The following is a 22,756-nucleotide window of genomic DNA, read 5'->3' as shown; positions in this document are numbered from 1 at the left end:
CGTTATAAGCAGGAAATATTTAGTATCGATTTGCCGGCCATCGGTGCGCGTGGCCCCGATGGCCGGCATCGCTTCAGAGGATGGCGGCGTTATTGCGCTGGGCCTGTTTCAAGTAGGCCACCAACTCCCGTGCCGGCAAGGGTTTGCTGTAGTGGTAGCCCTGACCCTCGTGGCAACCCTCGGAGATGATGTAGGCCTCCTGTTCGGCGGTCTCCACACCCTCGGCGATCACCTGCATGCCAAGGCTTTTGCCGAGCTGGATGATCGCCCGCACGATGGTCGCATCGTCGTCGTCATCCAGCAGGTCCTGGACGAAGCTCTTGTCGATCTTGATCTTGTCCAGCGGCAGGCTTTTCAGATAGCTCAGGGACGAATAGCCGGTGCCGAAGTCATCAATCGCAATCAGTGCCCCGGAGCGGCGCAGGCTCAGCAGGTGCTGGGCGGCGGTGCTGATGTCTTCCATCAGGCCGGTCTCGGTGACTTCCAGCTCCAGGCTACGCGGCGGCAAGCGGTAGATTTGCAGCAGGTTGTTGACCACCCGTGGCAGCTCGGCGTGGTGCAACTGCACGGTCGACAGGTTGACCGCCATGCGCAGCTCGGTGAAGCCCAGGTCATGCCATTCCCGCAGTTGCCGGCAGGCCTGGTCCAGTACCCATTCGCCGATGGCAATGATGGTGCCGTTCTGTTCGGCCAGGGGGATAAACAGGTCGGGCGGCACCAGGCCGTGCTCCGGGTGCTGCCAGCGGATCAACGCTTCGACACCCACCACACGGTGGTCGAGATAGCTGATCTGCGGCTGGTACACCAGGTGAAACTGCTCGCGGCTCAAGGCGTCGCGCAGATCCTTTTCCAGCTCGCGGCGGCGGCGCATTTCGCTGTCGACGCTGGCGATATAGAACTGGTAGCGGTTGCGCGAGCGGCTCTTGGCCAGGGTCATGGTCTGTTCGGCTTTTTGCAGCAGCTTCTCGGTGCTGTCGCCGTCTTCCGGGAACAGGGTGATGCCGATGGTGGCACGCAGGCGGATCTGTTCGTGATCGAGGGCGAATTCGGCTTCCAGGTCGTCGAGGATGCTTTGTGCCAATTCGGCGGCTTCGTAGGGCTGCTCGATATCGGCCTGCACCAGGGCGAACTGGTCGCCGCCGAGGCGGGCGAGGGCGCCGAGGCGGCCGCTGTGGGCGCGCAGGCGGTCGGCCAGGGCCAGCAGCAACTGGTCGCCGGCCTGGTAGGTGAACTGCTCGTTGACGCTTTTGAAGTCATCCAGCCCCACGCACAACACCGCGACCCGACGTTGCCGGCGGCCGGCGTCGATCAGGATCTTGTCCAGTTGCTCCTGCAGTTTCTGGCGGTTCGGCAGGCCGGTCAGGAAGTCGTACTGGGCCATGCGCAGCAGGCTGTTTTCCGCCTCATGGCGCAAGTGCGTATTGCGCTCGATGGATTCGAGCAACTGGTTGGCGGTGTTGATCCAGAGCCCCAGCTCGTTTTTCTCGTGGCCCTTGAGCTGCGGGATCTTGTGCTCGCTGGGGCGGTCGGGGTTGATCGAACTCAGGTGCTCGATGATGCGCGACAGCGGCTTGGTCAGCAGCCAGTGATAGACCAGGTACAACACCAGGCCCATGGCCAGGGCCCGCAGCACCCCGGAGATGAAAATGATCACCGAACTGACGAGAAACCCTTTGCCATAGGTGGCGGTGTCGAGGGTGATGCTCAGGTCACCGTAGTACTCGCTGTAAGGCCCGCGCCCCACCAGCGGCGTGGTGAACGTGCGTTCCTGGCCCAGGATCAGGTCGGTCAGCCAGCGGCTCGGGGATTGTTGCAGGTCGCGGGTTTTTTCCGCGAGCATGGTTTCGTTGGGGTGGCCGATGGAGGCCATGCGCACGGCATCATCCTGAAACAGGCCTTCGATGACCTGCATGCCCATCTCCCGGTCCAGGCTGTAGACGGCCTGGGTGGACGGGTCGCGAAACATGTCGAGGATGCGCTGGGCATCACCGGCCACGGCCTGGCGCGTCTTGTACGCATCAAAGACGATCTGCGCCGCGCTCAGTACCACGCCCACGGCGAATGCCGAAAGCAGTACCACCCGTAGCAACTTCACCGACAAGCTGTTTTTGAGTTCCAGCTTCAAAGGGTTATTCCTTGTTCCATGCGGGTAGCCTCAATATGCCATGAGTATTGGCAATCCCGTGAGGGCAGTCAAAGGGACATTGCGGCCAGGGCAGGTTTTGCAGTTTAGATGAGCGCGTCCGGGGGTAAGACGTTGGGAGGGGGAATGGAAAGGCAGGCCTGGCATGGAGTGAAGTCGGCGGATCGTACGTGCCGACTTCTTGTACTGTCTTTTCAGGACGAGCGCGGGTTTTTCAGGCCAGCGAAACAAACCGTCGAGCGTCAGCGCCCATCAGGTAAACGAAATTTTCGGCGGTTGTGGCTGGTCTTGCGCCTGAGGGTCGATTTGCCCCAAGGCCTGTCGAGCTATGTCCACGGTCTTATCAAGGATGCCCAAGCTTTTGTCCAGGACGTCCAGGCCCTTATCTGTCACGTTATCGAACACGTTAAGTGCTTGAGGGGCCATGCCGATCAAAGATGCTAGATCCATATCAAGTTCTCCTGCAGTCAATCAGAGGGACATTCCTCTTACATGCTGCGTGGCGAAATCCTTTTGATGAGTTCCAGCGTTTTCCTGGCATTTTTCCATTTGTAATCGCCCACAAAAAAGCCCGGCAATCGCCGGGCTCTTTCTACTGCAAGCGGTACTTAAGCGGTGAAGGTCTTGCCTTCGAACTGCTCAGCCACGAACTTCCAGTTGACCAGGTTCCAGAACGCTTCCACATACTTTGGACGCACGTTGCGGTAGTCGATGTAGTAAGCGTGTTCCCAGACGTCGCAGGTCAGCAGCGGGGTGTCGCCGCTGGTCAGCGGGTTGCCGGCGCCGATGGTGCTGGCCAGTGCCAGGGAACCGTCAGCCTTTTTCACCAGCCAGCCCCAACCGGAACCGAAGGTGCCGACGGAAGTCTTGGTGAACTCTTCCTTGAACTTGTCGAACGAACCGAAGGCAGCGTTGATCGCCTCAGCCAGTGCGCCGGTAGGTTGGCCGCCAGCGTTTGGCGCCAGGCAGTTCCAGTAGAAAGTGTGGTTCCAGACCTGAGCGGCGTTGTTGAAGATGCCGCCCGAAGAAGACTTGACGATTTCTTCCAGGGTCTTGCCTTCGAACTCGGTGCCAGGCACCAGGTTGTTCAGGTTCACGACATAGGTGTTGTGGTGCTTGTCGTGGTGGTATTCCAAGGTTTCCTTGGAAATGTGCGGCTGCAGGGCATCGTGTGCGTAGGGCAGCGGCGGCAATTCGAAAGCCATGATGATTCTCCTAATCAGGTCAGTTGCGGTGAGCGCAAGGCCGATCACGGGCGGCCAAACAAGCGCCGGGGAGTTTGTACTCTTTGCGGCGCAGGGGCTGGATCATAGCACCGGGGGTGCGGCAAAACCACGCAACAACTGTGTGGGATAGAGGTTCCAGAGCGTTTTGGAATATCTACGCTGCGCTGATTAATTGATAGGCCACGCTGAACATCATGGCGGCTACCAGCAGGTCCAGAATCCGCCAGGTGGCGGGGCGCGCCAGCCACGGTGCCAGCCATGCGGCGCCCAGGGCCAGGGTCATGAACCACAGGAACGAAGCGCTGGCGGCGCCGGCCACGTAGGCGCCCGGTTCGGTTTGCTGGGCGCCGAGGGAGCCGATCAACAAGACGGTGTCCAGGTACACGTGGGGGTTGAGCAACGTCACTGCCAGGGCGCTGAGCATCACCGCCTTCAACGAGCGTACCTTGAGGTTCTCGCCCTCGCCCAGGCTCTGCTTCGAGCAGGCCCGGCGCAGGGCGAGGGTACCGTACCAGAGCAGGAACGCCGCACCACCCCAGCGGGCAATCGCCAGCAATACCGGGTTATGCGCCAGCACGGTGGCCAGGCCGAATACGCCGGCGGCCACCAGGATCGCGTCGCACACCACGCACAGTGCCGCCACCGGCAGGTGATGTTCGCGCCGCAGGCTCTGCGCCAGCACAAACGCGTTCTGGGTGCCGATCGCCATGATCAAACCAAAGGCCACCAACAGGCCGTTCATATAGCTTTGCCACATAGGATTTACTCCGCGCCCGCCGCCAATTGCCGCAACACCGTCATGGCGCGCTCGGCATCGGCGCGGCCGACAAACAGGTGATCGTGGTAGTAGCCGGCAATCACGTTGCAACTGATCCCGGCCTGGCCCAGGGCCGTGGCGAACGCGGCGGTCAGGCCGACCGCTTCCAGGGCCGAGTGCACGTTGAGGGTGATCCACGCAGCCACATAGTCGAAGGCCAGTCCGGCCCGCTCGGCCTGCTGGCGCTCGACGATCAACGTCAGGCCTTCCTGCTCGCGGAAGCTGCCGATCACCTCGCAACCTTCGGGGATTCGGCTGTCGGCCAGGGTGCAGAACACGTAGTCGCCGTCATTGAGCTGTGGGCTCATGCTGCGCAGCAGGGTTGCCAGGGCGGTTTCGCCAGCCATGTGGAGGTCCTTGAATAAGAAGAAGCGATGCTGGCTATTCTCCCGTCCAAGGCTGTATAAGAAAAACCAATATTGCTGATCGCTCATTAGGAAAACTGATGTTCGACTATAAATTGCTTTCCGCCCTGGCGGCGGTGGTGGAACAGGCCGGCTTCGAGCGGGGCGCGCAGGTATTGGGAATTTCCCAGTCGGCGATCTCCCAGCGCATCAAGCTGTTGGAGGCGCGGATCGGCCAGCCGGTGCTGGTACGTGCCACGCCGCCGACGCCCACCGAGATCGGCCGCCGCCTGCTCAACCACGTGCAACAGGTACGATTGCTGGAGCGCGACCTGCAAAGCCAGGTGCCCGCGCTGGATGAAGAGGGCATGCCCGAGCGCCTGCGCATCGCCTTGAATGCCGACAGCCTCGCCACGTGGTGGGCCGAGGCGGTGAGCGACTTCTGCGCCGAGCAGCATTTGCTGTTGGACCTGGTGGTAGAAGACCAGACCGTCGGCCTCAAGCGCATGCGCGCCGGCGAAGTGGCAGCCTGTATTTGCGCCAGCGAACGCCCGGTGGCCGGTGCCCGCAGCCTGTTGCTCGGCGCGATGCGGTATCGGGCGCTGGCCAGCCCGGCGTTTGTCGCCCGGCACTTTCCCGAGGGCGTGCGGGCCGATCAACTGGCCCGCACGCCGGCGCTGGTGTTCGGCCCGGATGATTTCCTGCAGCATCGCTACCTGGCGTCCCTGGGCGTCGACGGTGGTTTCGAACACCATTTATGCCCCTCGTCCGAAGGTTTTATCCGCCTGACGGAAGCCGGATTGGGCTGGGGCCTGGTGCCCGAACTGCAGGTGCGCGACCAGCTGGAAAAGGGCGTGTTGGTGGAGTTATTGCCAGATAAGCCGATCGATGTGCCGCTGTACTGGCATCATTGGCGCAGTGGTGGACAATTGCTGGGCCTGCTGACGGATCATCTGGCACACACAACGGGGCAATGGTTGGTGCCGTTGGAGTGATGGCCAGCGTCAAGGCAACAGCGATGAAAAACGAAAGAATGCGGAGTAAGTCATGAAAATTCTGGTCACCGGCGCAAGCGGCTTCATTGGCGGGCGCTTTGCGCGTTTCGCCCTGGAGCAGGGCCTGGACGTGCGGGTCAACGGGCGGCGGGCCGAAGGTGTGGAACACCTGGTACGGCGCGGCGCCGAGTTTATCCAGGGTGATTTGAATGATCCGGACCTGGTGCGCGAGCTGTGCCGCGACGTCGAGGCCGTGGTGCATTGCGCCGGGGCCGTGGGGCTGTGGGGGCGTTATCAGGACTTCCACCAGGGCAATGTGCTGGTTACCGAAAACGTGGTGGAGGCCTGCCTCAAGCAGCGGGTCGGGCGCCTGGTACATCTGTCTTCGCCGTCGATCTACTTCGACGGCCGTGACCACCTGGGCTTGACCGAAGAACAAGTGCCCAAGCGTTTCAAGCATCCGTATGCAGCCACCAAATACCTGGCGGAGCAAAAGGTGTTTGGCGCCCAGGAGTTTGGCCTCGAAGTGCTGGCCCTGCGCCCGCGCTTTGTCACGGGGGCCGGCGACATGAGCATCTTCCCGCGCCTGTTGAAGATGCAGCGCAAGAACCGCCTGGCGATTGTCGGCGATGGCCTGAACAAGGTCGATTTCACCAGTGTGCACAACCTCAATGAAGCCCTGCTCAGCAGTTTGCTGGCGACGGGCTCGGCGTTGGGCAAGGTCTACAACATCAGCAACGGTGCCCCGGTGCCGGTGTGGGATGTGGTGAACTACGTGATGCGACAGATGGACATGCCTCAGGTCACCCGTTATCGGTCCTACGGCTTGTCTTACAGCGTTGCGGCGCTCAATGAAGCTTTCTGTGCCATGTGGCCAGGGCGCCCGGAACCGTCTTTGTCACGGCTGGGCATGCAGGTGATGAACAAAGATTTCACCCTCGACATCACCCGCGCACGGCATTATCTCGACTACCAGCCCAAGGTCAGCCTGTGGGCGGCCCTCGACGAGTTCTGCAGTTGGTGGAAGGCCCAGGACGTGGGACTTAAATAACCGGCAACACACCGGGAACCGAATTTGCGAACCCGGGTCGATCAGTGCGGCAGGTCGGGGGTTTATACTCCGACGCCTGGCTATCCATATGCCACCTCAAAGGATTTAAGGTTGATTCATGCGTAACGATGCTAACGACGACTTCGACAACGTTCCCAGCCTGCGGGCCGACACCTCGGACGACGATGATTTCGAGCCCACGCCGGCTACCTCCGTGCGCTCCCGGCCTGCGCCGGTTGTCAAGGTCAAGAGCGCCAGTACCGGGCCGCTGTGGGCATTGGTCGGTGCGCTGCTGTTCGCCTTCGCCGGCCTTGCCTGGTGGAGCTTCCAGCAGATTTCCCTGATGGGCCAGCAACTGGTGGCGACCCAGGAAAGCTTCGCGCGCATCAGCGAGGAAGCGGCGGGGCGCCTGCAGGATATTTCCGGCAAGGTGGTGGCCAGCGAAGCCAATGTGAATAATGGCAGCGAGGCCCTGAAACTGCAGATCAAGCAGCTGGAGACCCAGTTGCTGGAGCAGGGCAAGCAGCAGATGGGCGTGGCCGGCCAGGCAACTGACCTGGACAAGCGCCTGGAGCAGATGACCGCCAGCACGACCCAGCTGTCCAGTGCCAACGCGCAATTGCAGGGCCAGGTCCAGGCGCTGACGGAGGCGGTGGCTACCCTCAAGTCCCGGGACGCCGAGTTCAAGGACCTCTCCGCCGACGTCGCAGCCCTGAAAAAACAGGGCAACCCCACGGCCGCCATCGCCCGCCTGGAGCAGGACCTTGTGGTCCTCAAGAGCGAACTGGACAACCGCGCCGCGGCTTCCGACGGTCCGTCCACCAAGGAGTTCGACGTGTTCCGCATCCAGACCACGCGTAACGTCACTGCCTTGCAAAGCCAGGTGCAGAACCTGCAGCAGCAGATCAACCAGCCGGCCCGGATCACCCCTCTCGGGCAGCAGTGATGTGAGGTGCTGCAGGCGTCACTACACATGACGCCTGCAGGCCTTGGCACAATCAATGTCACCAATCGGTGACATTTCCCGTCTCCTTCGTTACTTGCCCTCGCGCCGCCCTTGTTTAGACTCCCGTCATCCCGCACATAATAAAAAGGGCTAATCATGACCACGCAACCACTGCCTGCCAGTAGTTGGCTGAACGCACCTGCCCATCACGCCTGGCTTGCCACTGAAGGCCAGCGCCTGCTGTCATTCGCCAAGGCTTCCAGGCTGCCTGACGGCTTCGGCAACCTCGACGATCACGGTGTTTTGCCGCCCGATGCCGTCGCTGAAACCATGAACACCGCCCGTATGACCCACAGCTTTGCCATGGCCCATGGCCTGGGCCTGCCAGGTTATGCCGACCTGGTGGAACACGGCGTCGTGGCCCTCAGCGGCCCGCTGCGCGATGCCCGGCACGGCGGTTGGTTCGCCACGCCCGACGCCCGCGACGGCAACACCGGCAAGGCCGCCTACCTGCACGCTTTTGTCGCCCTGGCCGCCAGCTCCGCAGTAGTGGCCGGCGCTCCCGGCGCGCAAACCTTGCTCAACGACGCGATCCATATCATCGACCAGTATTTCTGGAGCGAAGAGGAGGGCGCGATGCTCGAGTCCTTTGCCCAGGACTGGAGCGGGGTAGAAGCCTATCGCGGCGCCAACAGCAACATGCACGCCACTGAAGCCTTCCTGGCCCTGGCCGATGTCACCGGTGAAACCCGCTGGCTGGACCGGGCACTGCGCATCGTCGAGCGGATTATTCATACCCATGCGGCGCAAAACCGGGACATGGTGATCGAGCATTTCGACAGCCATTGGCAACCCCTGCGTGGTTACAACGAAGACAACCCGGCCGATGGTTTTCGTCCCTACGGCATCACCCCCGGCCACGGCTTCGAATGGGCGCGACTGGTGTTGCACCTTGAGGCTGCGCGCCTGGATGCCGGGCTCGTCACCCCTGAGTGGCTAGTGACCGACGCCAAGGGCCTGTTCGCCAGCGCCTGTGAATACGCCTGGGCCGTCGACGGCGCTCCCGGCATTGTCTACACCCTCGACTGGAGCCAGCGCCCCGTGGTGCGCGAGCGCCTGCACTGGACCCATTGCGAAGCCAGTGCCGCTGCCCAGGCGCTGCTCAAACGCACGGGGGAGTTGCATTACGAAACCTGGTACCGGCGCTTCTGGGAGTTCTGTGAAACCCGTTTCATTGACCGCACCCACGGCAGCTGGCACCACGAACTGAGCCCGAAAAACCAGCCCAGCGCGAAAATCTGGGGTGGCAAACCGGACCTCTACCACGCCTGGCAGTCTGTCTTGCTGCCGGGGCTACCCTTGTCACCGAGCATGGCCAGTGCCGTGGCCACCGGGCGCTATGTCACCAAGTGGTGACATTTTGGCGTCCCTTTGTTACCTGCACCTGAAAAATCCCTGTTTAAACTCGTTTGCAGCGCAAGCACCGACTTGCATGCATAACAACAAGAAAAAAGGTACTCAGATGAAAGCGATCAGTCGCCTCGCCGTAGCTATTTCCGTTGCCTCGTTGTTTCCCCTCAGTGCTTTTGCCGCCGACTCGAAAGGGACGGTTGAAGTTGTGCATTGGTGGACCTCGGGTGGCGAGAAAGCGGCAGTAGATGTCCTGAAGGCCCAAGTTGAAAAAGACGGTTTCACCTGGAAAGACGGTGCCGTCGCCGGCGGTGGCGGTTCCACTGCCATGACCGTACTGAAAAGCCGCGCCGTTGCTGGCAACCCGCCAGGCATGGCCCAGATCAAAGGCCCCGACATCCAGGAATGGGCGTCCACCGGGCTGCTCGACACCGACGTCCTGAAGGAACCCGCCAAAGAAGAGAAGTGGGACAGCCTGCTGGACAAGAAAGTCTCCGATACCGTGAAGTACGAAGGTAACTACGTGGCCGTGCCGGTGAACATTCACCGCGTGAACTGGCTGTGGATCAACCCGGAAGTGTTCAAGAAAGCCGGTATCACCAAGAACCCGACCACCCTCGAAGAATTCTACGCAGCGGGCGACAAGCTCAAGGCCGCGGGCTTCATTCCGCTCGCCCACGGTGGCCAGCCTTGGCAGGACAGCACCGTCTTCGAAGCGGTCGTGCTCTCGGTCATGGGGGCTGACGGTTACAAGAAAGCCCTGGTGGACCTCGACGAAAAAGCCCTGACCGGCCCTGAAATGATCAAGTCCCTGACCGAGCTGAAGAAAGTCGCGACCTACATGGACGCCGACGGCAAAGGCCAGGACTGGAACCTGGAAGCCGCCAAGGTCATCAACGGCAAGGCCGGCATGCAGATCATGGGTGACTGGGCCAAGAGTGAATGGACCGCCGCCAAGAAAGTCGCCGGCAAAGACTACGAGTGCGTAGCCTTCCCGGGCACCGACAAGGCCTTCACCTACAACATCGACTCCCTCGCAGCCTTCAAGCAGAAAGACAAAGGCACTGCTGCCGGTCAGCAGGACATCGCCAAGGTCGTGCTGAGCGAAAACTTCCAGAAAGTCTTCAGCATCAACAAAGGCTCGATCCCGGTTCGTATCGACATGTTGCAAGACATGGGCAAATACGGCTTCGACTCCTGCGCCCAGACTGCTGCCAAGGACTTCCTGGCGGATGCCAAGACTGGCGGCCTGCAACCAAGCATGGCCCACAACATGGCAACCACGCTGGCGGTACAAGGCGCGTTCTTTGATGTCGTGACCAACTACATCAATGACCCGAAAGCTGACCCTGCCGATACCGCGAAGAAACTCGCGGCAGCGATCAAGTCGGCCAAGTAACGGTTAGTACCGAATGGCCTTGTGGGGGGACCCCTAACCCCCACAAGGCATGTTCCTGTAGTCCTTTTTCCCTGTACTGGATTTTCCCATGAGTTCTGTTGCTGTGTTCAGCAAAGCCTCGCCGTTCGATGCACTGCAGCGCTGGCTACCCAAACTGGTGCTGGCGCCGAGCATGTTCATCGTTCTGGTGGGCTTCTATGGCTACATCCTGTGGACGTTCGTGCTGTCGTTCACTAACTCGACTTTCCTGCCGACCTACAAATTCGTAGGCCTGGCGCAATACGTGCGCTTGTTCGACAACGACCGCTGGTGGGTCGCGAGCAAGAACCTCGCGGTGTTCGGGGGCATGTTCATCGGCATCACCCTGGTGATCGGCGTGACCCTGGCGATTTTCCTCGACCAGAAAATCCGTCGCGAAGGTTTTATCCGCACCATTTACCTGTACCCGATGGCGCTTTCGATGATCGTCACCGGTACCGCCTGGAAATGGCTGCTCAACCCAGGCATGGGCCTGGACAAACTGCTGCGTGACTGGGGCTGGGAAGGCTTTCGCCTGGACTGGCTGATCGACCCGGACCGTGTGGTGTATTGCCTGGTGATCGCTGCTGTGTGGCAAGCCTCGGGCTTCATCATGGCGATGTTCCTTGCCGGCCTGCGCGGTGTTGATCAATCGATCATCCGTGCGGCGCAGATCGACGGCGCGAGCATGCCGCGCATCTACTGGAAAGTGGTGCTGCCAAGCCTGCGCCCGGTGTTCTTCAGTGCGGTAATGATCCTGGCGCACATCGCGATCAAGAGCTTCGACCTGGTGGCGGCCATGACGGCGGGTGGTCCGGGTTACTCCTCCGACCTGCCGGCGATGTTCATGTACTCCTTCACCTTCAGCCGCGGCCAGATGGGCATGGGTTCGGCCAGTGCGATTCTGATGCTCGGTGCGATTCTCGCGATCATCGTGCCTTACCTGTACTCCGAGCTGAGGACCAAGCGCAATGACTAGTCTTGCTGGCAAACCTGCCATCAGCCTGAGCCGCGTCGCGATCTACGCGGTGCTGATTCTCGCTGTCCTGCTGTACCTGGTGCCGTTGGTGGTCATGTTGCTCACCAGCTTCAAGACCCCGGAAGACATCAGCACCGGCAACCTGCTGAGCTGGCCCACCGTGATCACCGGCATCGGCTGGGTGAAAGCCTGGGCCACGGTTGACGGCTACTTCTGGAACTCGATCAAGATCACCGTTCCGGCGGTACTGATCTCCACCGCCATCGGTGCGTTGAACGGCTACGTGCTGTCGATGTGGCGCTTCCGTGGTTCGCAGTTGTTCTTCGGCCTGTTGCTGTTCGGCTGCTTCCTGCCGTTCCAGACCGTGCTGCTGCCAGCCTCGTTCACCCTCGGCAAGATGGGCCTGGCCAGTACCACCACGGGCCTGGTGTTCGTGCACATCGTCTACGGACTGGCGTTTACTACACTGTTCTTCCGTAACTACTACGTCAGCATTCCCGATGCACTGGTGAAGGCGGCTCGCCTGGATGGCGCGGGGTTCTTCACGATCTTCCGCCTGATCATCCTGCCGATGTCGACACCCATCATCATGGTGTGCCTGATCTGGCAGTTCACGCAGATCTGGAACGACTTCCTGTTCGGCGTGGTGTTCTCCAGCGGTGATTCGCAGCCCATCACGGTGGCGCTGAACAACCTGGTCAACACCAGTACCGGGGTCAAGGAATATAACGTTGATATGGCGGCGGCGATGATCGCCGGGCTGCCGACCCTGCTGGTCTATGTGGTCGCAGGCAAGTATTTCGTGCGCGGCCTGACGGCCGGCGCGGTCAAGGGGTAATCATGGCAACGCTCGAACTTCGTAACGTAAACAAGACCTACGGTACCGGCCTGCCGGACACCCTGAAGAACATCGAACTGTCGATCAAGGAAGGTGAGTTCCTGATCCTGGTCGGCCCTTCGGGTTGCGGCAAATCGACCTTGATGAATTGCATTGCCGGCCTGGAAAACATCACCGGTGGCGCGATCATGATCGGCGACCAGGACGTCAGCGGCATGAGCCCCAAGGATCGTGACATCGCCATGGTGTTCCAGTCCTACGCGCTGTACCCGACCATGAGCGTGCGCGAGAACATCGAATTCGGCCTGAAGATTCGCAAGATGCCCCAGGCGGCGATCGATGAAGAAGTGGCGCGAGTGGCCAAGCTGCTGCAGATCGAGCACCTGCTCAATCGCAAGCCGGGCCAGCTCTCCGGTGGCCAGCAACAACGCGTGGCCATGGGCCGGGCACTGGCGCGTCGCCCGAAGATCTACCTGTTCGACGAACCGCTGTCCAACCTCGACGCCAAGCTGCGGGTCGAGATGCGTACCGAAATGAAACTGATGCACCAGCGTCTGAAAACCACCACCGTCTACGTCACCCACGATCAGATCGAAGCGATGACCCTGGGCGACAAAGTGGCGGTCATGAAGGACGGCATCATCCAGCAGTTCGGCACGCCGAAAGAGATCTACAACGACCCGGCCAACCTGTTCGTGGCGAGCTTCATCGGTTCGCCGCCGATGAACTTCATTCCACTGCGCCTGCAACGCAAGGACGGCCGCCTGGTGGCGCTGCTGGACAGCGGCCAGGCCCGCTGTGAATTGCCATTGAACATGAACGATGCCGGTCTTGAAGACCGCGAAGTGATCCTGGGCCTGCGCCCGGAGCAGATCGTGCTGGCCGCTGCCGAAGCCACCGGTGCGCCGACCATTCGGGCCGAGGTGCAAGTCACCGAGCCGACCGGTCCGGACACCCTGGTGTTCGTGCAAATCAATGACACCAAGGTCTGCTGCCGCCTGGCGCCCGATGTGGCGCCGCAAGTGGGCGAGACCCTGACCTTGCAGTTCGACCCGGCCAAGGTGTTGCTGTTCGACGCCAAGACCGGCGAGCGCCTGGGCACTGCCACCTCGTTGCCGGCACAGGATCGTGCGGACAACGTTGCTCAATTCAAGGGACGCTGAAGTTTCAAATGATGTGTAGGGGCTTTTGTGAGAGTCCTGCTCTCACAAAGAAGTAAACCGCGTTAGATAAAAACAGTTAATAACAATAAAGACGAGGATGTAGGGATGAAAAAGCACCACAACAACACCCGGCTGATCTGCCAACTGTCAGCAGCAGCCGCCCTGGTACTGTCCGCCAATGCGATGGCGGACGACGCGTTCAGCGCCGATTCCAAGTGGATGACCGGCGATTGGGGCGGCGAGCGTACCAAGCTGATCGAGCAAGGTATCGACATCAAGGCGGATTACGTCGGTGAAGTCGGTGGCAACCTCAGCGGTGGCTACAACAACGACAAGACTGCCCGTTACGCTGACCAGTTCGGTCTGGGCGTGGCACTGGACCTGCAAAAGCTGTGGGGCTGGGACAACACCCAGGCCAAGATCCAGTTGACCAATCGTAATGGCGCAAACATTTCCAACGACCGTATTGGCGACCCGCGTGCCGGCACCTTGAGTTCGTCTCAAGAAGTCGACGGCCGAGGCCACATGGTGCGTCTGACCCAGTTCTGGATTCAGCACCAGATGTTCGACAACAAGCTGGACGTGAAACTCGGTTACTTCGGTGAAGGCGAAGACTTCAACACCTTCCCGTGCGACTTCCAGAACCTGTCGTTCTGTGGCTCGCAGGTCGGTAACTATGTAAACACCTGGTACAACTGGCCCGTCAGCCAGGCGGCTATCCGCGTGAAGTACAACATCACGCCTGAGCTGTATGCGCAAATCGGTGCGTACAACCAGAACCCGTCGCAACTAGAGCACGGCAACGGCTTCAAGCTCAGCGGCAGCGGCACCAAAGGCACCGTATTGCCGGTTGAATTGGTCTGGTCGCCGAAGGTCAATGGCCTGCCGGGCGAATACCGTGTGGGTTACTACAAGAGCACCGCCGACGCTACCGACGTACGTGAAGACGTCAACGGTAACGATGCTGGAACCACGGGCGCAGCCTTCCGCGTTCGCAGCAGCAAAAGCGGTTACTGGGGCGTTCTGCAACAGCAACTCACCACCCACAATGGCGATGCTTCCCGCGGCTTGAACATTGCGGCCAACGTCACCTTCCACGACAAAGACACCAACCTGGTCGACAACTACCAGTCGCTGATGCTTGTGTATAAAGGTCCATTCGACGCACGTACAAAAGATGACGTGGGTATCGGTGTATCCCGTATCCATGCCAACAGTGACGTGAAGAAAAATGCTGAGTTGCTCAACGCGGCCGGCGGGTTCACGGATTACGACCAATCGGGTTACGCACCGCTGCGTAACACGGAGTACAACGTCGAACTCAACTACGGCTTCCACGTCACCAACTGGCTGACCGTGCGTCCTAACCTGCAATACATCGCCAACCCAGGTGGTGTTAAGCAAGTCGACAACGCGGTGGTAGCGGGCCTGAAAATTCAGTCTACGTTCTAACGTTGTTGCGATAAGCTCCTTCTCTCTGTGCGCATTTTGCGGGTAGCCATGGCTATCCGCTTTTTTTTGTGTGGGAGCTGGCTTGCCTGCGATGCGAGCCCCGCGGTGTATCTGCCACACCGAGGCGATGCCATCGCAGGCAAGCCAGCGCCTGCAAAGATATTCAGGACCGTGGCACATGCATGAGCATCCGCTGCAACGCTTTTTCAAATCCCTGCGCGAGCGGCCGGTATTCGCCTGGGAACGCTTCCAGATGCGCGATGTGCTGGTGATTGATCACCCGCTCTGCCAAGCGGTGTTCAGTCGTCAGGGCGCGCAATTGCTGCACTTTCAGCCCACGGGCCAGAAGCCCTGGCTGTGGTGCGCGGCCAAGTGGCCGCAGGTCGGCGCCATCCGTGGCGGCGTGCCGGTGTGTTGGCCGTGGTATGGCCGCCATCCCAGCGAAAACGCCTGGCCGTCCCATGGCTGGGCACGGCTGATCGACTGGAAGTTGCTGGACAGCAGCACCGACGACGACGGCGTGCGTTTGCACTGGCAATTGCAGCTATGCGACTGGCAGGTGGACCTGCATGCACACCTGGGGGAAACCCTGGAGCTGCGCCTGGCCACCGAGCACCAGGACGAGCTGCCGTGCCAATTGAGCCATGCTTTGCACGCTTATTGGCGGATTGGCAACGTTGGTGAGATAGCGCTGTCTGGGCTCGATGGCGCGCAGGGCTACGACCAGCTGAATCGTCAGGCGTGCCAGCAGGAAGGTGAGTTGCGTGTCGATGGTGGGTGTCAGCGGGTGTTCCAGCACGACGGCGAACTGCACCTCAAGGACCATGCCTGGCAGCGCGAATTGTGCATCGACACCGGCGAGAGTGCCGACACGGTGGTGTGGCACCCGGGGAGTCGACCGTTGCTGGGGGTGAGCTTCAACGAGGCTGCGGGGTTTGTGTGTGTGGAGTCGGCGATGGCTGCTGCGAGCCTGGCGCCGGGGGAGAGGGCGCATTTGAGTTTGCAGGCCAGGGCGGGGGCTTGATCCGGATGTTCCGGTGTTGCTGATGCCGCTTTCGCGAGCAAGCCCGCTCCCACATTAGACCGAGTTCCACTTTTGGAATGCAGTCGAAGGTGGGAGCGGGCTTGCTCGCGAAGAGGCCGGCACATTCACAGTAGATTCGGGCCTAGTTGAATTCATCCCCAACCGGATACCGGCTGTCGTTCAAGCTCTCTTTGATCTTGCGCAAGTGCGGCTGGAAATCCACTCCGCGACGCAAGGTCATGCCCGTCGCCAGTACATCCAGCACCGTCAACTGAATGATCCGCGAGGTCATCGGCATGTAGATGTCGGTGTCCTCCGGCAACGGAATGTTCAGGCTCACCGTACTGGCCTTGGCCAGCGGCGAATTTTCGGCGGTCACGCCCAGCACCGAGGCGCCGTTTTCCCGCGCAATACGTGCTACTTCCACCAGTTCACGGGTACGCCCGGTGTAGGAAATGATCACGAACAACTCCCCGGTGTGGGCCACCGAGGCGATCATCCGCTGCATCAGCACATCGGCGTGGGCCGTGACCGACAGGTTGAAACGGAAAAACTTGTGCAGCGCGTCCATGGCCACCGGCGCCGAAGCACCCAGGCCGAAGAAGTGGATCTGCCGAGCCTGGATCAGCAGGTCGACGGCCTTGCTGATCAGGTTCGGGTCCAGGGCCTGGCAGGCGCTGTCGAGGGACGCGATGGCACTGCCGAAGATCTTCTGGGTGTAGGCCTCCGGGTTATCATCGGCCTCCACCGCGCGGCTGACATACGCCGCGCCACTGGCCAGGCTTTGCGCCAGCTGCAATTTAAGTTCAGGGTAACCACTCACGCCGAACGAGCGGCAGAAGCGGTTCACTGTAGGTTCGCTGACCGAAGCGGCCTGGGCGAGGGCGGCGATAGAGAAGCGGGTCGCCTGCTGCGGGTTGAGCAGGATGACCTCGGCGACTTTACGTTCAGCCTTGTTCAGTTCTTCGAGGCGTTTCTGGATCTGTTCCAGTAGATTTCGCACGCGGTCCATTCATGTTTCCTTAGGGCGACGATGCAAATAAGGGTCGTCAACCAATCGACGAGCGGCCCTTTGCGGTGGCCTATCCTACTGAGGGTAGTTGAACACCACCACTCGGAATACGTTTTTCGGGAAAATGTTGTGGTTATTACTACATTTTTCCTTGAGTGATGCCTTAAAAAAAGGTATTTGTAGCTTAACTTGATAAAAGAACAAACATCATGCCTTCGATAACCGTAGAACCCTGCACCTTTGCCCTGTTTGGCGCCTTGGGTGATCTGGCGCTGCGCAAGTTATTTCCTGCCCTCTATCAACTCGATGGTGCGGGCCTGCTGCACGAAGACACGCGCATCCTGGCCCTGGCCCGTGAGGCCGGTTCCGAGCAACAGCACCTGGCCCACATCGAAAAAGAATTGCGTGGTTACGTTGGCAAGGAACTGGACGAAACCGTCGCCCAGCGTTTCCTGGCCCGCCTGACGTACCTGCATGTCGACTTCCTGAAGGCAGACGACTACGTCGCCCTGGCAGAACAGGCCGGCACCGAACAACGCCTGATTGCCTACTTCGCCACCCCGGCGGCGGTGTATGGCGCGATCTGCGAGTACCTGTCCAAGGTCGGCCTGGCGGAAAATACCCGCGTGGTCCTGGAAAAACCCATCGGCTCGGACCTGGATTCCTCGCGCAAGGTCAATGACGCCGTGGCGCAGTTCTTCCCGGAAAACCGCACCTACCGCATCGACCACTACCTGGGCAAAGAGACCGTCCAGAACCTGATCGCCCTGCGTTTTGCCAACAGCCTGTTTGAAACCCAGTGGAACCAGAACTACATCTCCCACGTGGAAATCACCGTGGCCGAGCAAGTAGGCATCGAAGGTCGCTGGGGCTATTTCGACAAGGCCGGGCAGCTGCGGGACATGATCCAGAATCACCTGCTGCAGCTGCTGTGCCTGATCGCCATGGACCCGCCCGCCGACCTGTCTGCCGACAGTATTCGGGACGAGAAGGTCAAGGTGCTCAAGGCCCTGGCGCCCATCAGCCCGGACGGCCTGACCACCCAGGTGGTGCGTGGCCAATACATCGCCGGCTACAGCGCCGGCAAGCCGGTACCGGGTTACCTGGAAGAAGAGAACTCCAACACCCAGAGCGACACCGAGACCTTCGTCGCCCTGCGTGCCGATATCCGTAACTGGCGTTGGGCCGGGGTGCCGTTCTACCTGCGTACCGGCAAGCGCATGCCGCAAAAACTGTCGCAGATCGTCATCCACTTCAAGGAACCGTCCCACTACATCTTCGCCCCGGAGCAGCGCTTGCAGATCAGCAACAAACTGATCATCCGCCTGCAACCGGACGAAGGGATTTCCTTGCGCGTGATGACCAAGGAGCAGGGCCTGGACAAGGGCATGCAACTGCGCAGCGGCCCGCTGCAACTGAATTTTTCCGACACCTATCGCAGCGCACGGATTCCCGATGCCTACGAGCGGCTGTTGCTGGAAGTAATGCGTGGCAACCAGAACCTGTTTGTGCGCAAAGATGAAATCGAAGCTGCGTGGAAGTGGTGTGACCAGTTGATCGCCGGGTGGAAAAAATCCGGTGATGCGCCCAAGCCGTACGCGGCGGGGTCCTGGGGGCCAATGAGCTCGATTGCACTGATCACGCGGGACGGGAGGTCTTGGTATGGCGATATCTGATTTGAAACTGCCTCAGGGCGTGACTGCCCATGAGTACCGCAATCCGGTGCTGCTGGCGGATGGCTTGGCCAATGACGTGGCCGAACAACTGCGCGCGGCCATCAGTGCCCGTGGCGAAGCGACCCTGGTGGTGTCCGGCGGCCGCAGCCCGGTGGCGTTCTTCCAGAACCTCGCCAAGCAAGGCCTGGACTGGTCCAAGGTGACCATCACCCTGGCCGACGAGCGCTGGGTGCCGGTGGAACATGCCGACAGCAATGCCGGCCTGTTGAAGAAGTATTTGCTGCAAGGCCCGGCGGCCAAGGCCAAGTTCCTGAGCCTGTACAGCGTCGCCGCCACCCTTGACGACGCTGCCGAGCAGGCTGATCGCCTGCTGGCCGAGTTGCCGACGATTGATGTGCTGGTACTGGGCATGGGCGACGACGGCCACACCGCGTCGCTGTTCCCCAACAGCCCGAACCTGGCTGAAGCGTTGAAGCCGGACGGCAGCCGTCGTTGCTGGCCGATGCTGGCGCCGAGCGTGCCGCACCAGCGCCTGACCATGAGTCGCGCGCTGCTGGCCACCGCCCACTACACCGTGCTGTCGATTTCCGGCAGCTCGAAATTGACCACCTTGAGCGCCGCGCTGGCCAGTGACGACGTTGCTGCCATGCCGATACGCGCGTTTTTGCAACCTACTCTAGAGATTTACTGGTGCCCATGAGCCAAGGATCAGCCGCGATGAACAGCCCTCAACCTACCGTTTCCATGGCGGACAAAGTTGCCTTGATCGACAGCCTCTGCGCCAAGGCGCGGATCCTGCCGGTGATCACCATTGCCCGTGAACAGGACATCCTGCCGCTGGCCGATGCCCTGGCAGCCGGTGGTTTGACCGCACTGGAAGTGACCCTGCGTTCGCAGTTCGGCCTCAAGGCCATCCAGGTACTGCGTGAGCAGCGTCCGGAGCTGTGCACCGGTGCCGGTACCGTGCTGGATCGTCATATGCTGGAAGCGGCCGAAGTGGCCGGTTCGCAATTTATCGTCACTCCCGGGATTACCCGTGACCTGCTGGAAGCCTCGGTACACAGCTCGATTCCGCTGTTGCCGGGCATCAGCAATGCCTCCGGGATCATGGAAGGTTATGGCCTGGGTTATCGCCGTTTCAAGCTGTTCCCGGCTGAAGTCAGCGGTGGCGTGGCGGCGATCAAGGCCCTGGGCGGCCCGTTTGGCGAAGTGAAATTCTGCCCGACTGGCGGTGTTGGGCCGGCCAACATCAAGAGCTACATGGCGTTGAAAAATGTGATGTGCGTGGGCGGTAGCTGGATGCTTGATCCGGAGTGGGTCAAGAACGGCGACTGGGCACGCATCCAGGAAACCACCGCCGAGGCGCTGGCCCTGCTGGACTGATTGGATTTACCGAATCGTTGTTGCTGTGTTCTACGGCATTTTTGCGGTGCACTTGGTCGGTGTGCCGCTTTTTTTTGCCTGCGGAAAATGGCCCACTCCCACTGTAGGAGCGAGCTTGCTCGCGAAAAAACCGAGAGCACCGCTGGGTGTCAGGTTTCCCGTGTCATCGTTAACGACCTTCGCGAGCAAGCTCGCTCCTACAGTGATATCGCGCTCAGTTCGGTGATGGCTTTGATCAGCGCATGAATGTCTGCCGCTGACGTCAAAAAGCCTGGTGTCACCCGAATACAACTGCCGAACGACGCCCCGCTGCGGGTTGTGGTGAAGAGGTTGTATTCCTTGAGCAGTCGCTCCGCCATCACCTGCTGATCCTGCTTGTCAGTGAACTTGAACGACGTGATCGCGCAATACAGCCGTGGATCGTCGGGCGTCAGCACTTCAATTCCCGGCAACTGCCGCACCTCACTCACCCACAAATCCCGCAGGTAATTAAGGCGGGCGCCCTTGGCTCTGGATCCACCCAGCAAACGATGCTCTTCGAACACCAGCGGCAAGGTCATCAACGCCGGGAAATTCGGCGTGCTGTACGGCGTGCGGGCACGTACATCGGTCACCGGATAGTGAAACTCACCCATGTCCGGATCAATGTCCGCCAACCGTTGCGGGTCGATATAAATAAAGCCCAGGGTCAACGGCGCACCGATCCACTTGTGCAGGTTGAAACCGGCAAACGCGATACCCAACTGTGCCAGGTTGAACTCGATCTGCCCCAGCGCATGGGCGCCATCGAGGATCACATCAATTCCATGTTCCCTGGCAGCGCCGGCAATCGCCTCCACCGGCATCACCAGCCCGGTGCGGTGGGTCACGTAGGTCAGTGCCAGCAGTTTCAGGCGGGGATAGCGCAGGAACGCATCGCGATACGTCTGCACCAGGCTGTCGAAACTGGCCGGGTGTTCGTGGGCAATTTCGATCACTTCTACGCCCCGATTCTGCGCCAGCCAGCGCATGGCGCCCTTGACGGTGTCGTACTCCAGGTCGCTGATCAGCACCTGGTCGCCGGGCTGCAAGCGGTTGTAGTTGCGGATCAGCGACTGCAACGCATCCGAGGCGCAGCGGGTGAGGGCGATGGCTTCAGGATCGGCGTCCATCAGCTGCGCCAACTGGTTACGGATCTCGACGTTTTCGCCCTGCTCGAAACGCTGGCGCACATGGATCGAGTTGCTGCGGTTGATGAAGGCGACGTTGTCCTGATACTGCTCAAGTACCGCGCGGCTCATGCGCCCGAAGTAACCGTTTTCGAGGTTGATCGGGCCGGGCTCCAGGTCGTAGCGCTGGGCGATGGCGTGCCAGTGTTGTTCGTCGCGGGTACTGTCCATGTGCGTGCTCTATTAATGACGAGGGGCGGGCTTGCCGTGCTTGGCGCGTAGGGGTTCCAGCAGTTCGGATAAACCGTTGTGGTCGATTTCCTGCATCAGGGCCAGCAACCCGCCAAGTTCGCCGTGGGGGAAACCTTCACGGGCGAACCAGTTCAGGTAGGGGCCGGGCAGGTCGGCAATGATCCGGCCCTTGTACTTGCCGAAGGGCATTTCGCGGGTGATCAGCAGTTCAAGTTTTTCAGGGTTCATTGCGGCTTCAGGTGTTTGAGTCGATGCCTTGGAAAATACAGGCATTCTGCATGGAGGCCAAATGACAGATCATGCAAATAAAGCGGATACAGATTTTTGTGTATTGGCTAACTTATTGAAATTTAAGTAATAAATTGTTTTTCAAAAGCTGGCACGGGCGCTGCAATTACTAATACACGTTTCTTAACCCGCGAAGGAATTGAAAAATGACTGATATCAACAAAGAATCGATCTCCGTACTCAACGACCTGATCGAGACCAGCAAAGACGGCCAGGAAGGCTTCAAGACCTGCGCAGAAGACATCAAGCACCCAGAACTCAAAGCCCTGTTTGCCAAACGTTCCGTTGATTGCGGTACCGCCGCTGCCGAACTGCAGACCGCAGTAAGAGCACTGGGTGGCGATCCGGAAGATTCCGGTAGCGTCGCCGGTGCCTTGCACCGTGGTTGGGTCGACGTGAAGTCGATGGTGACCGGTAAAGACGAAGAAGCCGTGCTGAACGAAGCCGAGCGCGGTGAAGACCACGCACTGAAGGCTTACAAAGAAGCGATCGAGAAGATCAACAAGCACAACCTGCTGGGCATTCGTGATCTGGTAGAGCGTCAGTTCCACGGCGCGCAACGCAACCACGACCAGGTGAAAGCCCTGCGTAACCAGGCTCGCGCTCAGTCTTGAGCCCCGCCTGAATAAAAAAGCCCCGCAGATGCGGGGCTTTTTCATAGGCATTCGTTCAACCGATGCTGATGGCCGGCAGTTCGGTCAGGGTCACGGTCTGCTGCTTGCGTGGCGCGAGGATCTCGGCTTCGCCATCCACCACCAGTTCATCGCGCTGGTTGAATACGCGGGTGGCGATACGCACGCGGAATTTCGGCAGCTTCTCGAGGATTTCCAGACGCACGGTCAGGGTGTCGCCGATTTTGACCGGCTTCTGGAAGGTCATTTGCTGGCCGATGTATATCGTGCCGGGCCCAGGCAACTCGCACGCAACCGCCGCGCTGATCAGGGCGCCGCTGAACATGCCGTGGGCAATGCGCTCCTTGAACATGGTCGCCTTGGCGAATTCGGCGTCCAGATGCACCGGGTTGTGGTCGCCGGACATTGCCGCGAACAACTGGATATCGCGCTCTTCGACGGTCTTGCTGTAGCTGGCGGTCTGGCCGACTTCGAGGGCTTCGTAAGGCGTGTTGGTAACCTGGGTCATCAGTTGGTGCATCCTGTGGCTAATCAGAAATCTTAATATATTGATTTTAAAC

23 protein-coding genes and 1 pseudogene are annotated in these 22,756 nt (G+C 60.3%); 14 read left to right on the top strand and 10 right to left on the bottom strand.

Annotated elements, in window-relative coordinates; all coding sequences use genetic code 11:
• Positions 1 to 73: 73 nt before the first annotated feature.
• The 5 genes from C0058_RS25170 to C0058_RS25150 form a co-directional block, all read right to left on the bottom strand.
• Positions 74 to 2,125 carry a bifunctional diguanylate cyclase/phosphodiesterase gene (locus tag C0058_RS25170; protein ID WP_102369766.1) on the bottom strand — a complete coding sequence of 684 codons (2,052 nt, stop codon included), beginning with the start codon at positions 2,123 to 2,125 and terminating at the stop codon, positions 74 to 76.
• A gap of 270 nt (positions 2,126 to 2,395) precedes the next feature.
• The gene (locus C0058_RS25165) at positions 2,396 to 2,593 is read right to left on the bottom strand and encodes a hypothetical protein (RefSeq protein ID WP_003212995.1); all 198 of its coding nucleotides are present in this window, start codon (positions 2,591 to 2,593) and stop codon (positions 2,396 to 2,398) included.
• Between the two features lie 158 nt (positions 2,594 to 2,751).
• On the bottom strand, positions 2,752 to 3,348 hold the full coding sequence (locus C0058_RS25160; RefSeq protein WP_003212997.1) for a superoxide dismutase: 597 nt from the start codon (positions 3,346 to 3,348) through the stop codon (positions 2,752 to 2,754).
• A 175-nt stretch (positions 3,349 to 3,523) separates the two neighbouring features.
• Entirely contained in the window at positions 3,524 to 4,126 is a 603-nt protein-coding gene (locus C0058_RS25155) for a LysE/ArgO family amino acid transporter (protein WP_003212999.1), read from the bottom strand.
• Positions 4,127 to 4,131: 5 nt separating this feature from the next.
• Complete coding sequence (locus C0058_RS25150; RefSeq protein ID WP_003213000.1) at positions 4,132 to 4,533, bottom strand: ACT domain-containing protein; 402 nt, start codon at positions 4,531 to 4,533, stop codon at positions 4,132 to 4,134.
• Between the two features lie 98 nt (positions 4,534 to 4,631).
• On the opposite strand from C0058_RS25150, the gene C0058_RS25145 reads away from it, so the two are divergent.
• From C0058_RS25145 to C0058_RS25100, 10 genes are all read left to right on the top strand, one after another.
• On the top strand, positions 4,632 to 5,525 hold the full coding sequence (locus C0058_RS25145) for a LysR family transcriptional regulator ArgP (RefSeq protein ID WP_102369765.1): 894 nt from the start codon (positions 4,632 to 4,634) through the stop codon (positions 5,523 to 5,525).
• 52 nt (positions 5,526 to 5,577) lie between these two features.
• The gene (locus C0058_RS25140; RefSeq protein ID WP_003213003.1) at positions 5,578 to 6,576 is read left to right on the top strand and encodes an NAD(P)-dependent oxidoreductase; all 999 of its coding nucleotides are present in this window, start codon (positions 5,578 to 5,580) and stop codon (positions 6,574 to 6,576) included.
• A 118-nt stretch (positions 6,577 to 6,694) separates the two neighbouring features.
• Positions 6,695 to 7,522 carry a hypothetical protein gene (locus C0058_RS25135; RefSeq protein ID WP_003213005.1) on the top strand — a complete coding sequence of 276 codons (828 nt, stop codon included), beginning with the start codon at positions 6,695 to 6,697 and terminating at the stop codon, positions 7,520 to 7,522.
• Positions 7,523 to 7,678: 156 nt separating this feature from the next.
• On the top strand, positions 7,679 to 8,938 hold the full coding sequence (locus C0058_RS25130; RefSeq protein ID WP_102369764.1) for an AGE family epimerase/isomerase: 1,260 nt from the start codon (positions 7,679 to 7,681) through the stop codon (positions 8,936 to 8,938).
• A 106-nt stretch (positions 8,939 to 9,044) separates the two neighbouring features.
• On the top strand, positions 9,045 to 10,331 hold the full coding sequence (locus tag C0058_RS25125) for an ABC transporter substrate-binding protein (RefSeq protein ID WP_003213009.1): 1,287 nt from the start codon (positions 9,045 to 9,047) through the stop codon (positions 10,329 to 10,331).
• Positions 10,332 to 10,419: 88 nt separating this feature from the next.
• Positions 10,420 to 11,328, top strand: a complete 909-nt coding sequence (locus tag C0058_RS25120; RefSeq protein WP_003213011.1) for a carbohydrate ABC transporter permease — start codon at positions 10,420 to 10,422, stop codon at positions 11,326 to 11,328.
• Positions 11,321 to 12,166, top strand: a complete 846-nt coding sequence (locus C0058_RS25115) for a carbohydrate ABC transporter permease (protein ID WP_003213012.1) — start codon at positions 11,321 to 11,323, stop codon at positions 12,164 to 12,166. The genes C0058_RS25120 and C0058_RS25115 overlap by 8 nt, the downstream gene beginning before the upstream one ends.
• Positions 12,167 to 12,168: 2 nt before the next feature.
• Positions 12,169 to 13,329 carry an ABC transporter ATP-binding protein gene (locus tag C0058_RS25110; RefSeq protein WP_003213014.1) on the top strand — a complete coding sequence of 387 codons (1,161 nt, stop codon included), beginning with the start codon at positions 12,169 to 12,171 and terminating at the stop codon, positions 13,327 to 13,329.
• A 105-nt stretch (positions 13,330 to 13,434) separates the two neighbouring features.
• Entirely contained in the window at positions 13,435 to 14,781 is a 1,347-nt protein-coding gene (locus C0058_RS25105; RefSeq protein WP_063027703.1) for a carbohydrate porin, read from the top strand.
• Between the two features lie 178 nt (positions 14,782 to 14,959).
• Positions 14,960 to 15,805: a D-hexose-6-phosphate mutarotase gene (locus C0058_RS25100; protein WP_003213018.1), complete on the top strand. Its 846-nt coding sequence runs from the start codon at positions 14,960 to 14,962 to the stop codon at positions 15,803 to 15,805.
• A 142-nt stretch (positions 15,806 to 15,947) separates the two neighbouring features.
• Here the strand turns inward: C0058_RS25100 and C0058_RS25095 are convergent, their stop codons facing one another.
• A complete protein-coding gene (locus C0058_RS25095) occupies positions 15,948 to 16,808 on the bottom strand; it encodes a MurR/RpiR family transcriptional regulator (protein ID WP_173406104.1) in 861 nt (286 codons plus the stop codon).
• 218 nt (positions 16,809 to 17,026) lie between these two features.
• On the opposite strand from C0058_RS25095, the gene zwf reads away from it, so the two are divergent.
• The 3 genes from zwf to C0058_RS25080 are packed head-to-tail and all read left to right on the top strand — an operon-like array spanning position 17,027 to position 19,876.
• Positions 17,027 to 18,493, top strand: coding sequence for a glucose-6-phosphate dehydrogenase (zwf, locus tag C0058_RS25090; protein WP_102369763.1), 1,467 nt, complete (start codon positions 17,027 to 17,029; stop codon positions 18,491 to 18,493).
• Positions 18,480 to 19,193 (top strand): 6-phosphogluconolactonase, encoded by a 714-nt coding sequence (gene pgl / locus C0058_RS25085; protein ID WP_102369762.1) that lies wholly within the window; start codon positions 18,480 to 18,482, stop codon positions 19,191 to 19,193. The genes zwf and pgl overlap by 14 nt, the downstream gene beginning before the upstream one ends.
• Before the next feature lie 17 nt (positions 19,194 to 19,210).
• Positions 19,211 to 19,876: a bifunctional 4-hydroxy-2-oxoglutarate aldolase/2-dehydro-3-deoxy-phosphogluconate aldolase gene (locus C0058_RS25080; protein WP_003213027.1), complete on the top strand. Its 666-nt coding sequence runs from the start codon at positions 19,211 to 19,213 to the stop codon at positions 19,874 to 19,876.
• 99 nt (positions 19,877 to 19,975) lie between these two features.
• Here C0058_RS25080 and C0058_RS33105 read toward each other — a convergent pair.
• The 3 genes and pseudogenes from C0058_RS33105 to C0058_RS25065 all read right to left on the bottom strand — a co-directional run.
• Positions 19,976 to 20,083 (bottom strand): annotated as a pseudogene (locus C0058_RS33105) (outer membrane lipoprotein carrier protein LolA); the annotation flags it as partial.
• On the bottom strand, positions 20,074 to 21,255 hold the full coding sequence (locus C0058_RS25070; protein ID WP_102369761.1) for an aminotransferase class V-fold PLP-dependent enzyme: 1,182 nt from the start codon (positions 21,253 to 21,255) through the stop codon (positions 20,074 to 20,076). The gene C0058_RS25070 and the pseudogene C0058_RS33105, both read right to left, overlap by 10 nt.
• A 12-nt stretch (positions 21,256 to 21,267) precedes the next feature.
• The gene (locus C0058_RS25065; RefSeq protein WP_003213031.1) at positions 21,268 to 21,504 is read right to left on the bottom strand and encodes a DUF3820 family protein; all 237 of its coding nucleotides are present in this window, start codon (positions 21,502 to 21,504) and stop codon (positions 21,268 to 21,270) included.
• Between the two features lie 206 nt (positions 21,505 to 21,710).
• Between C0058_RS25065 and C0058_RS25060 the strand changes: the two genes are divergently transcribed.
• The gene (locus tag C0058_RS25060) at positions 21,711 to 22,178 is read left to right on the top strand and encodes a PA2169 family four-helix-bundle protein (RefSeq protein ID WP_003213033.1); all 468 of its coding nucleotides are present in this window, start codon (positions 21,711 to 21,713) and stop codon (positions 22,176 to 22,178) included.
• A gap of 55 nt (positions 22,179 to 22,233) precedes the next feature.
• On the opposite strand, the gene C0058_RS25055 is transcribed toward C0058_RS25060, so the two are convergent.
• A complete protein-coding gene (locus tag C0058_RS25055; RefSeq protein ID WP_003213034.1) occupies positions 22,234 to 22,704 on the bottom strand; it encodes a MaoC family dehydratase in 471 nt (156 codons plus the stop codon).
• Between the last annotated feature and the right edge of the window lie 52 nt (positions 22,705 to 22,756).

Source organism: Pseudomonas sp. NC02, from assembly GCF_002874965.1.
Classification (GTDB): domain Bacteria; phylum Pseudomonadota; class Gammaproteobacteria; order Pseudomonadales; family Pseudomonadaceae; genus Aquipseudomonas.
The sequence above is the reverse complement of the archived record's forward strand: the minus strand, read 5'-3'. Positions and strand labels throughout refer to the sequence as shown.